Genomic DNA, 14,141 nt, shown 5'->3' with positions numbered 1-14,141 from the left:
ATCAGTGAGCCTTGCGCGGAGTGATGTAGCTGCTGATAAACGCAGGGTTGTGGGCCATGATCCGGGTGTAGACCTCGATGCCGAAATCGACCCAGTCACGCATCAGTTCGCAGTAGTGATAGGTCGGGTGGGTCGGGTCACCGTAACGGGCGTAGCTCTCGTGGTAGCAGCCGCCGGAGCAGAGGTTGCGGATTTGGCAGTCCTCGCAACCCGTGTTGGTACGGTCCAGGCGTTGGGACAGGAAGTCATTCAACTCCACCTGTTTCACACCGCTGTGAACGTTGCCGAAGGTCGGCAGCGACGAACCGGTGAAACGGTGGCACAGGTTCAATTCGCCCTTGTGGTCCACCGCCAGCATCTTCAGGCCCGCGCCGCACGGCAGGGCTTTTTTGTGGCCTTCGTGAATGTCGGTGATCAACTGGTGCAGGTTGGAGAAACCGATGTTGCGGTGTTCCAGCGCGGCTTCCAGGTAACGACGGCCGAGCTTCTTCATGTTGGCGAAGACTTCGATCAGCTCGTCGCTGGACAGGTTGAAGGTACTGATGTCACCGGAGGTCACTGGGGCAAATCCGACTTCGGCAAACCCCAGTTCGTTGAACAGGTGATCCCAGATGGTTTCGACGTCGGTGACGCCCGTGGTCAGGGTCACCCGCGCGCCCACCGGACGGCTGTTGTAGCGCGACAGCAGCATCTCGGCCTTGCGTCGCACCACGTCATAGGTACCCTGCCCGCCCACGGTGATGCGGTTGCGATCGTGCACGGTTTTCGGCCCGTCAATGCTGACGGAGAGCCCGAAGCGGTGGGCATTCAGGTAGTCCACGGTTTCTTCGGTGAGCAACGTGGCGTTGGTGGTCATGACGAACTCGACGAACTTGCCCGCCTCGCGAAAACGCTTCTCGCAATAGTCGACCATGTACTCGATCAGCTTGCGATTGCTCAGCGGTTCGCCACCGAAGAACACCACGGTGAAACGCTCTTCGTCCGGGGATTCGCGCAGCAGCATTTCCACCGAGGCGACGGCCGTTTCAACGTCCATTTTCTTGCCGGCCGATGGCTTGTCGAGGTCTTCCTTGTAGCAGTAGGTGCAGCTCAGATTGCAGCCGGTGTTGACGTTGAGCACCACGGTGTTGATCGCGGTGCGCTCGACCCGTTTGGTGCCGATGTCCGGGGTCAGCGGCGAGCCGTCGCTGACCAGTTCCAGGGCCATCAGCTCACGTAAGGTCTCGGTGATTTCTTCGCCGTTGAAGCGTGCGGCCAAGCGCTGGATCAGGTCGTCCGATGTGCAACCGGGACCGCGCAAGGTGTCGATGATGGTGCCGGTCAGCTCGTCGCTGGCGAACAGCGAACTGCTGGGAATGTGAAACAGCATGCGGTCGGCATCGACGTGCACTTCGTGCAGGTTCCGTTCGACCAGATTCAAAATAGCGCCCATTGCAACCTCCTGTGCAAACCCCGCCTGGCGGGGCCTGCGGTCATTCCGAAAAAGTGTCTGAAGACTCTGGTTTCAGCCAACTCACGGAATGGGTGGATTGTTCCAGCGTTGCACGGTGACGATCATGTGGCCTTCGCCGGTCAGGGATTTCCCTGCGTCGTCGACGGCGGCGATCACCTTCAGGTTGCCGGCATTGTTGGTGGACATTTTGCGTTGTGGGTTCGGCCCGGCATCGCCCGGGGTGAACACGCCGCTGTCAGCCTGCATGGTGCCGGCGAACTTGACGTCTTCGTCTTCCCTGGCGCGATCGTCGAAGGCCTCGACCTTCCATTGCGCGGGGAACACACCGATGCGATACGGTTTGCCATCAGCGCCCTTGCCCCAGGCTTCAGCGTCGAAACGACCCTGGACCTTCGGCGTCGAACCGCCACCCTCGCCGATCCGTGCCACCGAGAACTCAGGCACGACTTTGACTTGGGCGATGCTGTTGTAGACCGACAGGGTCGGGCCTTTCAACGAGCCGACGGTAACCGCGCGCAGACCCGGTTGGGCATTGTCCGCGGCCTTAAGCTTGACGCGCATACGTTCGGGGCTTTGCTCCAGCACTTCGACCACATCCACGCCGTTGCCGAAGTTCGGTTTGCCGGTGAGACCGCTGCCGATCAAGGTGACTTCAGTTTCGCCACCCGCCTTCAGGTAACCCGGTTGCACCGCCAGCAAACGACTGCTGCCCTGCTTGGACGCGACGAAATCCAGACCCCGCTCATCGTGGTCGACCTCGAACATCCGGCCTTGCATGGCGTTGCCTTGGGCCGCGAACACTTGACGCATCGTCACGCCGTCGATGGTCACGTTGCCGCGCCATTCGTAACCGGTGTAGAGAATGGCGCTGCCATCGCCGTTGAACGGGCTGCCATCGGCGTACTGACCTTTGACGTTGACCTTGAAGGTGTCGTTGCCATCGGCGCTGACGCTCATCACCCCGGCGACTTCACCTTTGCCCGGCAAGTGGCCGCTAAAGCTCCAGTTGCCCACCAGCGTCTCGGCTTTCGGTGCAGTGCTCAGCCATTTTTTCCAGGCCGGGTTGTCCAGTGGATAACGCTTGGCCAACAGCGGCACCATGTCCTTGCGGGCAATGTCGAACCAGTCGCGGTCGCGGGCCAGGGCCTGGTATTCCAGCGACGGCCATTGGCCGAGGTGGAAGTTCACCAGGCGCTCCCATTCCTGGGCCGGACGTCGTTGCAGGGCAACCCGCGCACCGGAGTGACAGCGGCCGCACATCTGGCTGGTCTGGTCGTCGAACTTCTCGACGGTATTGAGCCGGCGTTCCAGCGCATAACGCACGCCGTCGGTTTCGCTCGGCGCCAGGCCTTGGGTATCGGCCAGGTATTTGACCAACGTACGGCGGTCGTCATCGCTGATCTGCAAACCGTGCATGGTCTGCATCCGAGCGATGCTCATCAGCCAGCCTTCCGGGGTCTTGCGCTGGTGGCTGATACGGCTCAGGGCATTATCGGCCTCAGGGGTGTGACAGCCCTGACAGGTTTCCTTGAGGATAGTCTGGGCGTCACGGGCTGCCAGGCTGTAAGGCGAATGCAGCGCCACACACGCGGCCACGGCCAGCAGGCTGGCGCTCAGGCCTGATCGGAGTCTTCTCTTCATCAACGTCGAACCTCGCACGGTGCTTTCTTATTTTTGTGGCTTATCGTTTTTATGGTTTCTGCCGCCGGCGACAAACCGCTGACGGAGGCAAGAGAAACGTCTGTGATGAGCAATACACAGAGCGTGCCAGCTTGGCGATTACCTTTTTTATCAAACAGTTGCGTGAAGTTGACTGCTGTTGACCCTGCCTGATCAAGATTACCTGCGTCTAATATCGCGACAGATGTTGCAGTCTGAGACAAGGATAGATGCCCTGCCGGAAACAGTTCATCGCCCGAGAATTGACGGGGTTTGGTTGCAGGTGCGAAATGGGTGTTCACCGATTGCCAAACAGGGGACAGAAAATGGCAAACCTGACTGTTCTGGCGGGGGACTTTCTTCAGGGTGACGGAGAGTACAGAGACGGGGTTTTCACCCTCAGAACGTCACTTCATCCCTGGCCCGGCATTAACCTTGCGCTGTCTTCGATCAAGCGCATAGAAGTGGCGAATGAGGAATCGATCAACAATATCAAGGACGCCATTGGCTTCGGCGTGGCCGGCGCGATGCTGCTGGGCCCTATCGGCGCAATCGCTGGTTTCATGCTGGCCGGAAAGGAAACCGAAGTGACCTTTCTGGCAACGTTCAAGGATGGAAAAAGGCTCCTGGCTGCCGTTGATAGCAACGCGTTTGAGGAAATTTCCCGCAACTTTCACTCCTGAGACCCTGGCATATGCCGCACCGCCAGCGCGGTGTGGCGTGCCATTGATTCAGATGTAAAACGTCGGGTGAGTGCCTTTGTGCGCACTGATCTCTTGTCGCATCTCCGCCACAAGTGTCGCAATCGCATGGGGACTGTCCAGCGTCCACACGGGAACGTGAGTAGCGACCAGGTCCACTTTGCCGGTCATGCAATCACAGACCCGAATGGTCAGGGACTGATCGGCCTCCATGCTGCACGTGCACACGGCGGGCAAAAAACTGCGCTCAATGATGTTTTGAATTTCCAGGGTTGAAAGGAACATCGCTACCTCCCTCACGCCAGATGTGTTGCCGGGAAAATGCTCCTTCATTTCACCCACCGAGCTTGAAAATTCTAGTACTCAATGGCGTAGGCCTCAAGGTCGCAACCCGGTTGCTCGTCGTCTCAGCCACTGTCGCGAAATGCGACAACCCGAAGGCTGTCATTATCCCGCTGCGTCACGCAGAACCCCGTCGACAAGGGGCTTGCCAGCGCTTGCGGGACTTGGCACAGCCATTGCGAAAGCCCAGTTCTCACGAACAACAAGAGGCCTCGCCATGACGCTCCCTTATCTGCTCCCTGCCACCTCGGCGTTCATCCAACGCGCCCCACGCATGCTTATCGGCGGCGACTGGGTCGAGGCCGCCGACGGCCAGACCATGCCCTTGCACAACCCGGCCACCGGCGAAGTGCTCTGCGTGGTGCCACGGGCCACGCCCGACGACGTCGACCGTGCGGTACTCGCCGCCCGTCAGGCGTTCGATGATTCCACCTGGACCCGCACCCGCCCACGGGAGCGGCAGAACCTGCTATGGAAACTGGCAGACCTGATGGAGCGCGATGCCGAACTGCTCGCGCAGCTGGAATGCCTGAACAACGGTAAAAGCGCGGCGGTGGCCCAAGTCATGGACGTGCAGCTGTCCATCGACTTCCTGCGCTACATGGCCGGCTGGGCGACCAAGATCGAAGGTTCCAGCGTTGAGGTCTCGTTACCGCTGATGCCCAATGATCAGTTCCACAGCTTCATCCGTCGCGAGGCCGTCGGCGTGGTCGGCGCCATCGTCGCCTGGAACTTCCCGTTGCTGCTGGCCTGCTGGAAACTCGGTCCGGCGTTAGCCACCGGCTGCACCGTTGTATTGAAACCGGCGGACGAGACACCGCTGACAGCGCTGAAACTCGCCGAACTGGTGTTGGAAGCCGGTTACCCCGAGGGTGTTTTCAACGTCGTCACCGGCACCGGCATCACCGCCGGTTCGGCCCTGACGCACAACCCGCTGGTGGACAAGCTGACCTTCACCGGCTCCACCGCGGTGGGCAAACAGATCGGCAAGATCGCCATGGACTCCATGACCCGGGTCACCCTGGAACTGGGGGGCAAATCCCCGACCATCGTCATGGCCGATGCCGACCTGAAGACCGCCGCAGCCGGTGCCGCCAGCGCGATTTTCTTCAATCAGGGCCAGGTGTGCTGCGCCGGGTCGCGACTGTATGTGCAGCGCAAACATTTCGACAATGTGGTGGCGGACATCGCCGATATCGCCAATGCCATGAAGCTGGGTAACGGGATGGACCCGAGTGTCGAGATGGGACCGCTGATCTCCGCACGTCAACAGGAACGGGTGTATGGATACATCGAAAAGGGACGGGAAAGTGGCGCGACGATTGCCTGCGGCGGTGAGCAGTTCGGGCCGGGGTTTTTCGTCAAACCGACGGTGATTGTCGATGTCGACCAGAAGCACTCACTGGTGCAGGAGGAAATCTTCGGCCCGGTACTGGTGGCGATTCCGTTCGATGACGAAGCCGACGCGCTGCGCATGGCCAACGACAGTCCTTATGGCCTCGGGGCGAGTATCTGGTCGAATGATCTGGCGGCGGTGCACCGGATGATTCCGCGAATCAAGTCGGGCTCGGTGTGGGTCAACTGTCACAGTGCCCTGGACCCGGCACTGCCGTTTGGCGGGTACAAGATGTCCGGGGTTGGACGTGAAATGGGGTATGCGGCGATTGAGCATTACACCGAGTTGAAGTCGGTGTTGATCAAGTTGTAATTACCGGCGCCCTTTAGGGCCCCATCGCGAGCAAGCTCGCTCCCACAGGGGATTTGTGAACGAAACAAAACCACTGTGGGAGCGAGCTTGCTCGCGATGGCGCCGGCCCAGCCAATCCAACTATCAGGGCTTGAACCCCTGACTTAGCAACCAACTGCGAACCATCCGCCCCTGCTCCACCGTCAACCCCGCCAACACCTGATCCGCCGGCTCACGGCTTAACCGCCGCACCAACGGCGCCAGCTCAACCCCCTGAACATGCCAAATCCCCAAAGGCTGATCCGCCGTCACCACCACCTCGGCCTCATCCACAAAACCATCCTTCAACACCGGCGCCCGCTCAATCCTCAGAGCTTCAAAATCCGCCTCGGCATGGGCAACCTCCGCATCCGGCCACTGTCGCCGCGCGAGCCAGAACGGCTGCGCCAACCAACGCTGCTCGTCGGCATAAAAATCCCGTCCGATCCGCGCAAACCGTAAAAACAACTGCTCCACTCGCTGCTGATGAAACCGCTGCGCCAGCGCTGCTCGCTCGGGTTTTCGCAACAACGTGTTGATCACCGTCGGTGCCTGCAGCGCCGAGGACAGCGACTGAAATATCCCGTTGCCCGACAACGGGTCTACTGCCATCGCCGCATCGCCGACCCGAATCCAGTGATCGCCGCACACCTGCGGGCACAAAATCGCGGTGCTGCTGCGTGCGTGCAGCTGTAGATCCAACTCAGGCTCAACACCGAAAAAAGCCCGCGCCAACCCCGAGCCTTGGCGTCGCTGAGTACAGTAATCCAGCAAATGCGCCTTGCCCGGCAATTGCGCGCTGGCCACGTCCACCGTCCATTGCCAATAACACTGGCCGTCGGCCCGACGCGCCATCCACGCCCAACCGTCCTCCAGACTTTCTACAGCACTGGCCGTGTCGCCCGGTGCACCTTGCCAGCGATTCAACAGGCTCACCGTCTCTGGCCCACGCCGGCCTTTGCCGAGCGCAGGCGCCTGACGCCCGCGAGCCTCCACCAGAAAGTCCGCCAGCAGCGCTTCACGCCCTTCGATCTCGACCTGATGCCCCGCCGCTGAGGTCTGCACGCTCAGCACTCGACCTTCGATCAACTCAACGCCAGCCAGGCGCAAATCCTCGCGCAGGCCTCGGTCAAAGCTCGGACGATCCAGTAGAAATTCAATATTTTGCGCATGCTGTTGGCCGTTCCACGACACCTGCCGCTGAGACGGCAGTGCTGCGTCGGCCAACGCTTGGTGCAATCCCGCGCCGCGCAAGGCGTCCAGCACCCTGACAGAAACGCCCTCCAGCGCGGCAAACCGGCGCCACTCGCTGACCAGCGTCACGGGATAGCCAAGTCGCCGCAAACCCAGGGCAACCGCCGCGCCTGCAGGCCCTGCGCCCAGAATCAAGATCATCGCCCAACGCGCCGTTCAGGGCCGCGATAACGGGCGTTCTCGCGCAGCCAGTCGATGATTTGTTCATTACTTGCATTGGGCTGCTCAACCAGGAAGCTCGCAATATGCCCGCTCAACGCGGCACACCCCAGACTGGCGCCGGACTGCCCCGGATACGTGCCATGCACACACGCTGCGAAATCCGCCTGCGCGCTGTTGAGCCACGACCACTCGTGCTCGGCGCAACGGGCATCGCCGGTCACCCGCAGCACCTGTGGGTAATTCGCCGGGAACACGCCCTCGCCTTGCGCCGGGCTGGAGGCACAGAGCAAAACACCCCGCGCCACCGCCGCCGCGCAGGCCTCCCGCAATAAGCTGCGATCCTGACGCAAGCCGAGGCTCAGATTGATCAGCCGCACGTCCTGTGCCACCAGCCAGTCAATCGCCGTGGCGATCTGCAACGCGCTGGTGACGCCACGCTGATCGAACACCTGAGCCACGCAAAACACCGCTGAAGGCGCCCGCCGCCCGATCGCCTCGATCACCGCGCTGCCGTGGCCCAATGGATCATCGCGTAACTCGTTTTCGGCCAGTCCGTCTTCCAGCAACGAAAACCGCCGCCCGGCCACGACCTGCACCCGTTGCGCCGCCGAGTGACCGCTGTCCACCACGCCAATCCGCAGTTCAGGCTTCATGCAGCACCGTTTTCGATGTGAGCACGCCGTCAAGCAATTCAAAGCGCAGATCGGCATCGGCCAGGGTCGAGGGGCGATGGCTGATGAGAATTCGTGTGCGCCCGGCAAACAGACGGTCAATGGCCTCGATCACTTCGCGTTCGGTGGCTTCATCCACCGCCGAGGTCGCTTCGTCCAGGACCAGGATCAAGGGGTCCTGCAGCAGTGCCCGAGCGATGGCAATACGTTGTTTTTGCCCGCCGGACAATTGTTGACCGCGCTCACCCAACGGGCTGTCGAGGCCTTCAGGCAAGGACGCGATCAGACTGTCGAGTTGCGCCAGTCGCGCCACTTCGGCAATCGCTTCGCGGCTGGCGTCCGGCACCGCGTAGGCGAGGTTGTCGGCGAGGCTGCCGCGGAACAAAACGATGTCCTGACTGACCACGGCAATCCGTCGACGCAACTGGAACAGGTCCAGTTCACGCAAGTCGACCTCCCCCAACAGCACACGACCGGACTGCGGATCATGGTGCCGTTGCAGAAGGTCGATCAGGGTCGATTTACCGACCCCGGAGCCGCCGCTGAGGGCGACTTTAAAGCCGTAGGGAATTCGCGCTTCGATGCCGCGCAGCGTTGTCGGGCGACCGGGATGACTGAAGTGCACATCGTCAAAACGCAAGTCGCCGGAGGTCGGCATCGGCTGCGGTGTGACGGGCGTGAGAACGGTCGGCGCTTCGCCGCGCAATTCCATCACGCGCCCGAGGCTGACGGTCATCCGTTGAATCGCGACATAGAGGCCGAGCAGGCTCTGAACCGGCCCGATCGCCATGCCCAAATAGGTGGAAAACGCGATCAACGCACCCAGTTGCCAAGTCCCTTGCACCACCCAATAACCACCGATCAAGAAGGCGCAGGCCCGGGACAACGAGGTCAGCGTACCGGGCACAGCCTGGGTGAAAAACTCGGTGACTTGCAGGCGCAACAACTGGCTCATGTAGCCCTGCCCCAATGACTCCAGCCGCCGCGATTCACGTTGTTGCTGACCGGCGGACTGAATGAATTTCATCACCGGCAGCGTCTCGACCATGAACGAAGACATGTCTGCCGAACGCTCGCGCAACTGCCGCACATCGCGCTCGACCTTACGCCGCATCCAGCGCAGCCAGAGCACATCGAGGGGAATCAGCACCAGCGCCAGCAGCGAGAGCTTCCACGACAGGGTCAGTAACATGGCCACCGCGCAGACCAGCCCGATCACGCTTGATACTGCCGAGAACAGCGAATCCACGGCAAAGCGCTGGATCTCCGCAACGTCGCCATCGAGGCGCGACATCAGGTCACCGATCCGGCGCTGACCATAGAAGCTCGGCGACAACGTCTGCAAATGCCGGTAGAGGTCGTCGCGCAGGGCAAACAGAATTCGCCCGGAAAGCCGCGTATGCAGGTAACGAGTGATCCCCGACAACCCGGTACCGAGCAACCCGGCAATAATCATCAGCCCGGCCATCAGTACCAGCTTCGGAAAGTTGCGCGCCAGTAGCCCATCGTCGATCAACAACTTGGTCAACCACGGTTGCACCAGCACCAGCAACGACGCGCAGACCGACAACCCCAGCAACCCGGCAATCGCCAGGCGATGGGGCCGCACAAAGCTGTAGAGCCAACGCAACGCCGCCTGCAGGGCTTCGGGGTGCTGGCTATCGATCAGCCGAACGATCAAGCGCTGCATCACGAACGCAACTGTTTGAGCTTGCGATACAGGGTCGCGCGACTGATGCCCAAGGCGTCGGCGGCGGCGGAGACGTTGCCCTGATGGCTGTCCAGGGACTGGCGAATCAGCTCAAGCTCGTTTTCGCGAATGCTGCCCGACTGGGGACGTTCACTGGCGGTCAATTCGTCGAGCATGCTGTCAGGCAAGTGGTCGAGGGTGAGCACGGTTTCACCCGTCTCGCGCATCGCCAGTGCGGTCCGCAGCACCATTTCCAGTTGGCGGATGTTGCCCGGCCAGTGATAACCGGCGAGCAAGCGGTTCAAATCGTCTTGCAGGACCACCGTCGGCGCGTCGAGTTTGCTCAGCAGACGGCCGACCAGAGCACTGAAATCCTCGCGTTCTCGCAGGGCCGGGAGCATCACGCTGATGCCGTTGACCCGGTAAAACAGGTCCTCGCGGAAATGCTTTTCTTCCACCAGGCGCTTGAGGTCACGGTGAGTGGCGCAGATCAATGCGACGTCGATGTCTTGCTCCTCGCCAGCGCCCAGCGGCGCGACCTTACGATCCTGAAGCACCCGCAACAAACGGGCCTGCAAGGCCAGCGGCATGTCGCCGATTTCATCGAGGAACAAGGTGCCGCCGTGGGCCTGTTGCAGGCGCCCAATCATCCCGCCGCGACGGGAGCCGGTGAAGGCGCCTTCGCGATAGCCAAACAGTTCGGACTCGATCAGACCTTCAGGGATCGCCGCGCAATTCACTGCAACGAAGGGTTTGTCGCAGCGGGTGCCGGCCATGTGCAGGGCGCGGGCGATGACTTCCTTACCCGTGCCGGTCTCACCGAGCAGCAACACCGGCAGCTCATTGGCCAGCCCCTGCCGGGCCATGCGCAAGGCACGGGCATAACGGACATTGCTGCCCGCGAGGGTTTCCAGATCGGGGTGTGGTTTAGCGGTTTTGGCCGTGCTGCGCGCAGGGCTGCTGACGTTGATCGATCGTTGCGGTGCACGCAGGGTTTTGTAGAAAAATTCCCCTTTGGCGGTTTGCAGGCTGCCGACACCGTCCTGATGCAGACGCGCCAACAATTGCAGGCCATCGACCCCGAGAAACTCTTCGCAGCGTCGACCGATCAACGCCGAACGCTCGGCGTGAAGCAACTGGCAGGCCTGGGCGCTGACCGCGAGGATCTGCCCGCCCAGGCTCACGGCCAACAGGCCTTGCCATGGCGATTCGAGGTATTGGCGACGGCTGTGGAACGCCAGGACGATCTGGTCCGGAAAACTGGCGTTGAACACTCGGCTTTCAATCTGGCTGACGGCCATCGCCAGCAATGCGGTGCTGTCGTGGACACGGCCCAGTGGACCTTCGCGAGTCAGGTCGAGCACGCCGAGGATGTCGCCCTGCGGGCAATGAATGGGCACCGAGGTGCAGGAAAAATCAGTCAGGCGATCGAGATAATGTTCACCACAATCGATCATCGTTGGCCGCGCTTCGACCAGCGCGGTGCCGAGGGCATTGGTGCCGCGAGCCGCTTCGCTCCAGCAGGCGCCGAGGGTGATGTCTTGCAGGCCGCTGCCCTTGAGGCGATCGGCACGGCCTTCGACGGCGAGGATGGTCGCGTCGGAGTTGGCCAGGATGATCAGCCCTTCCTTGCCTTGGCGCGTGGCCAGATAATCGATGGCCGGCATCGCGGCGTCGATCAGCAGTCGATTGCTCGCCAGCAGCACATCGAGGCTGGCACTTGATTCCAGCGCCAGCTCGAACTTGCCGTTGAAATGCACGCCATGGCTGAGGCTGCGCCGCCACGACGCATCGATTTCCGCCCGCAATACGCCATCAGGGACTTCGCCCTCGAGATGGAGTTTTTCTCGAGCCAGCCGGGCTTCACGGTGCTGTTGGGGTGGAGTTGTTTTTATTAGTGTCATCAAGCGCTCCGCATCGGTCCGCCCTGCGCTTTTTTAAGTTCAGCGCCCTGCCGCAATCTTTACGTTAACGTAAGGGCAATGGCAAGTGCCTTACGGCGTTTGTGTTCATCCGTTGCACCGCGTTATCGTTCTTCGCGAGCAGGCTCACTCTCACAGTGGCTGGTGTCGAGCTCACTCGATCAACTGTACAAGCGAGCCTGCTCGCGAATGCGGTATGTCAAACAACATTTGCGTCGGCTGACACTCCGCCTTCCGAGCGTCGACTGGCTGCTCCTACAGGGCGCGGGACAACACGGCATTGAGCAAAACATCGGTGCCCTGGCGCACGTCTGAGGATGGGGTCGTGGATTTCGATATCCACCTGATGTGGAATCGCGAGCAGAAAATGGGCAAGGCCGAAACCGTGTTCCTCGAAAGCTTCCAGCACCTGCTCAGTATTCGTGAGCCTGTGCTGTGAAGCCTTGATCACTTAAACGTGAGGATCGCCAGGCGGTTTACTCGGCGTGGCGTATTGGGGCTTCAGGTGACCGTCCTGATCAAGTAACCAGGCGTCCATGATTTGCCGCACCACGGGACCGGCAACGCGACCGCCGGCCTCGCCGTTTTCAATCATCACCGAGATGACGATCTTCGGGTGCTCAGCCGGGGCAAACCCGACGAACAAAGCGTTATCACGGTTACGTTCCAGGGTTTTCGCCCGGTTGTAGCGCTCACCCTGCTTGATTGCCACCACTTGCGCGGTACCACTCTTGCCGGCGATACGGTATTGAGCCCCAATCGCCGCCGCCCGGGCGATCCCGCGAGCGTCATGCATCACCATCTGCATACCGTGGTTGACCTGATCCCAGTCATGCGGATTCTTGAGCAGGATGTTCGGCATCGGGTGCTCATCCACGGGCGCAACGCCGTCCACGGTTTTGGCCAGGTGCGGTCGGTTCCACACCCCCTTGTTGGCGATCAGCGCCGTGGCCTGGGCCAGTTGCAGCGGTGTGACCTGCATATAACCCTGGCCGATGCCAAGGATCACCGTCTCGCCGGGGAACCATGCCTGACGGTGGGTGGCGCGCTTCCAGGCCTGGGAAGGCATCAAACCGGCAGCCTCTTCAAACATGTCCAGCGAGACCTTCTCGCCGAGGCCGAACATCGCCATGTAATCGTGCAAGCGATCAATACCCAACTTGTGGGCGAGGTCGTAGAAGTAGGTGTCATTGGAACGCATGATCGCCGCGTCCATATCTACCCAACCGTCGCCGCTGTGGTTCCAGTTTCGATATTTGTGATCGTAGTCCGGGAGTTGGAAATAACCTGGATCGAAGACGCGGGTCTGCGGGGTGACCACGCCAGCGTCCAGGCCAGCAATGGCCACCTCCGGCTTGATGGTCGAACCCGGTGCATAGAGGCCACGCAGCACGCGGTTGAACAGCGGCCGGTCGATGGAGTCGTGCAGCGCTGCGTACTCCTTGAAGCTGATGCCGGTGACGAACAGGTTCGGGTCGAAGCTGGGTTTACTGACCATGGCCAGTACTTCGCCGGTCGACGGGTCGAGGGCGACCACAGAACCACGTCGATCACCCAGAGCATCTTCGGCGGCCTCTTGAAGCTTGACGTCGAGGCTAAGCACGATGTTTTTGCCGGGAATAGGATCGGTGTGCTTGAGCACTCGCAGCACACGTCCCTGGGCATTGGTCTCTACTTCTTCGTACCCAACCTGGCCATGCAACTGAGCCTCGTAAAATTTTTCGATACCAGTCTTGCCAATGGATTGGGTGCCACGGTATTCCACCGTATCGAGGGCTTTGGATTCTTTCTCGTTGATACGTCCGACGTAGCCGATCGAATGCGCGAAATGCGCACCCAACGGGTAATGGCGGACAAATTGTGGTTCAACATCGATTCCCGGTAGACGGAACTCATTGACTGCCAGTACCGCGATTTGCTCTTCGGTGAGCTCATAGAACAAGGTGACCGGTACGAACGGATGCCGCGCCTGCTTCATCGCCTTGTCGAACAGGGTGCGGTCGTCAGCCGGCAAGTGCAGGAGATTGACTACCTCATCCAGCTCTTCTTTGACATTGGTCGCGCGTTCGCGGGTGATGGTCAGGTTGAAGCTGGGGCGGTTATCCGCCAGAACCACGCCGTTGCGGTCATAGATCAGCCCTCGGGTGGGGGTGATCGGCAGGACATGGACGCGATTGTTTTCGGAGATTGTGGAGTGGTAGTCAAACTCCATCACTTGCAGCACATACATGCGCACCACCAGCGCGCAGGAAATCGCAACGACGAACAAGGCGCAGGCTATTAGTCGCTTGTTGACCAGGCGCTTCTCATTCTCGTGGTCCTTGATCGGTATTGGTTCAGGCATTTCTGCAGCAGCTCTATGACTAAAAAAGGGGGCGCCGATCCGTCAGCCTGAAATCAGTCCATAAAAAAACGAGCTGCACCATACCAAAAACTACAGGATCGCTTTAGTGCGATTTCCTATAAGGGGTGTCTTGGAAGGCCAAAACGACGGTCGGTTTTCAGGCCCTGTGCGTTGTACTCAAGAGTTATTTCCAATTCATGCATTTTCATGCAGGTTA

The 14,141-nt window shown here is 60.6% G+C and carries 11 protein-coding genes and 1 pseudogene; 3 read left to right on the top strand and 9 right to left on the bottom strand.

All coding sequences use genetic code 11. The features are described 5' to 3' along the window. Position 1: 1 nt before the first annotated feature. The 3 genes from peaB to ACM6IR_RS15470 form a co-directional block, all read right to left on the bottom strand. Positions 2–1,432, bottom strand: coding sequence for a quinohemoprotein amine dehydrogenase maturation protein (gene peaB / locus ACM6IR_RS15480; protein ID WP_414908537.1), 1,431 nt, complete (start codon positions 1,430–1,432; stop codon positions 2–4). A gap of 81 nt (positions 1,433–1,513) precedes the next feature. Next, entirely contained in the window at positions 1,514–3,094 is a 1,581-nt protein-coding gene (peaA, locus tag ACM6IR_RS15475) for a quinohemoprotein amine dehydrogenase subunit alpha (protein WP_414908536.1), read from the bottom strand. Further along, positions 3,094–3,414: a hypothetical protein gene (locus tag ACM6IR_RS15470; protein WP_414908535.1), complete on the bottom strand. Its 321-nt coding sequence runs from the start codon at positions 3,412–3,414 to the stop codon at positions 3,094–3,096. Before ACM6IR_RS15470 ends, peaA begins: the two co-directional genes overlap by 1 nt. Positions 3,415–3,438: 24 nt before the next feature. Here ACM6IR_RS15470 and ACM6IR_RS15465 point away from each other — a divergent pair, with 24 nt between their 5' ends. Then, the gene (locus ACM6IR_RS15465; protein WP_414908534.1) at positions 3,439–3,795 is read left to right on the top strand and encodes a hypothetical protein; all 357 of its coding nucleotides are present in this window, start codon (positions 3,439–3,441) and stop codon (positions 3,793–3,795) included. A gap of 48 nt (positions 3,796–3,843) precedes the next feature. Here the strand turns inward: ACM6IR_RS15465 and ACM6IR_RS15460 are convergent, their stop codons facing one another. Further along, on the bottom strand, positions 3,844–4,098 hold the full coding sequence (locus ACM6IR_RS15460) for a DUF1652 domain-containing protein (RefSeq protein ID WP_414908533.1): 255 nt from the start codon (positions 4,096–4,098) through the stop codon (positions 3,844–3,846). Positions 4,099–4,372: 274 nt separating this feature from the next. Between ACM6IR_RS15460 and ACM6IR_RS15455 the strand changes: the two genes are divergently transcribed. Next, positions 4,373–5,863 (top strand): aldehyde dehydrogenase family protein, encoded by a 1,491-nt coding sequence (locus tag ACM6IR_RS15455; protein ID WP_414908532.1) that lies wholly within the window; start codon positions 4,373–4,375, stop codon positions 5,861–5,863. 123 nt (positions 5,864–5,986) lie between these two features. On the opposite strand, the gene ACM6IR_RS15450 is transcribed toward ACM6IR_RS15455, so the two are convergent. The 4 genes from ACM6IR_RS15450 to ACM6IR_RS15435 are packed head-to-tail and all read right to left on the bottom strand — an operon-like array spanning position 5,987 to position 11,562. After that, on the bottom strand, positions 5,987–7,276 hold the full coding sequence (locus ACM6IR_RS15450) for an NAD(P)/FAD-dependent oxidoreductase (RefSeq protein ID WP_414908531.1): 1,290 nt from the start codon (positions 7,274–7,276) through the stop codon (positions 5,987–5,989). Beyond that, complete coding sequence (locus tag ACM6IR_RS15445; protein WP_414908530.1) at positions 7,273–7,950, bottom strand: S8 family serine peptidase; 678 nt, start codon at positions 7,948–7,950, stop codon at positions 7,273–7,275. Before ACM6IR_RS15445 ends, ACM6IR_RS15450 begins: the two co-directional genes overlap by 4 nt. Then, positions 7,940–9,658: an ABC transporter ATP-binding protein gene (locus ACM6IR_RS15440; RefSeq protein ID WP_414908529.1), complete on the bottom strand. Its 1,719-nt coding sequence runs from the start codon at positions 9,656–9,658 to the stop codon at positions 7,940–7,942. The genes ACM6IR_RS15445 and ACM6IR_RS15440 overlap by 11 nt, the downstream gene beginning before the upstream one ends. Beyond that, entirely contained in the window at positions 9,658–11,562 is a 1,905-nt protein-coding gene (locus tag ACM6IR_RS15435) for a sigma-54-dependent Fis family transcriptional regulator (RefSeq protein ID WP_414908528.1), read from the bottom strand. The genes ACM6IR_RS15440 and ACM6IR_RS15435 overlap by 1 nt, the downstream gene beginning before the upstream one ends. 319 nt (positions 11,563–11,881) lie before the next feature. On the opposite strand from ACM6IR_RS15435, the pseudogene ACM6IR_RS15430 reads away from it, so the two are divergent. Next, a pseudogene (locus ACM6IR_RS15430) lies at positions 11,882–12,019 on the top strand (LysR family transcriptional regulator); the annotation flags it as partial. Positions 12,020–12,031: 12 nt separating this feature from the next. Here ACM6IR_RS15430 and mrdA read toward each other — a convergent pair. Beyond that, positions 12,032–13,924, bottom strand: a complete 1,893-nt coding sequence (mrdA, locus tag ACM6IR_RS15425; RefSeq protein WP_414908527.1) for a penicillin-binding protein 2 — start codon at positions 13,922–13,924, stop codon at positions 12,032–12,034. Between the last annotated feature and the right edge of the window lie 217 nt (positions 13,925–14,141).

This window comes from Pseudomonas sp. IT-P253 (assembly GCF_949768125.1).
Lineage (GTDB): Bacteria > Pseudomonadota > Gammaproteobacteria > Pseudomonadales > Pseudomonadaceae > Aquipseudomonas.
This window is presented reverse-complemented; position numbering and strand designations above follow the sequence as displayed.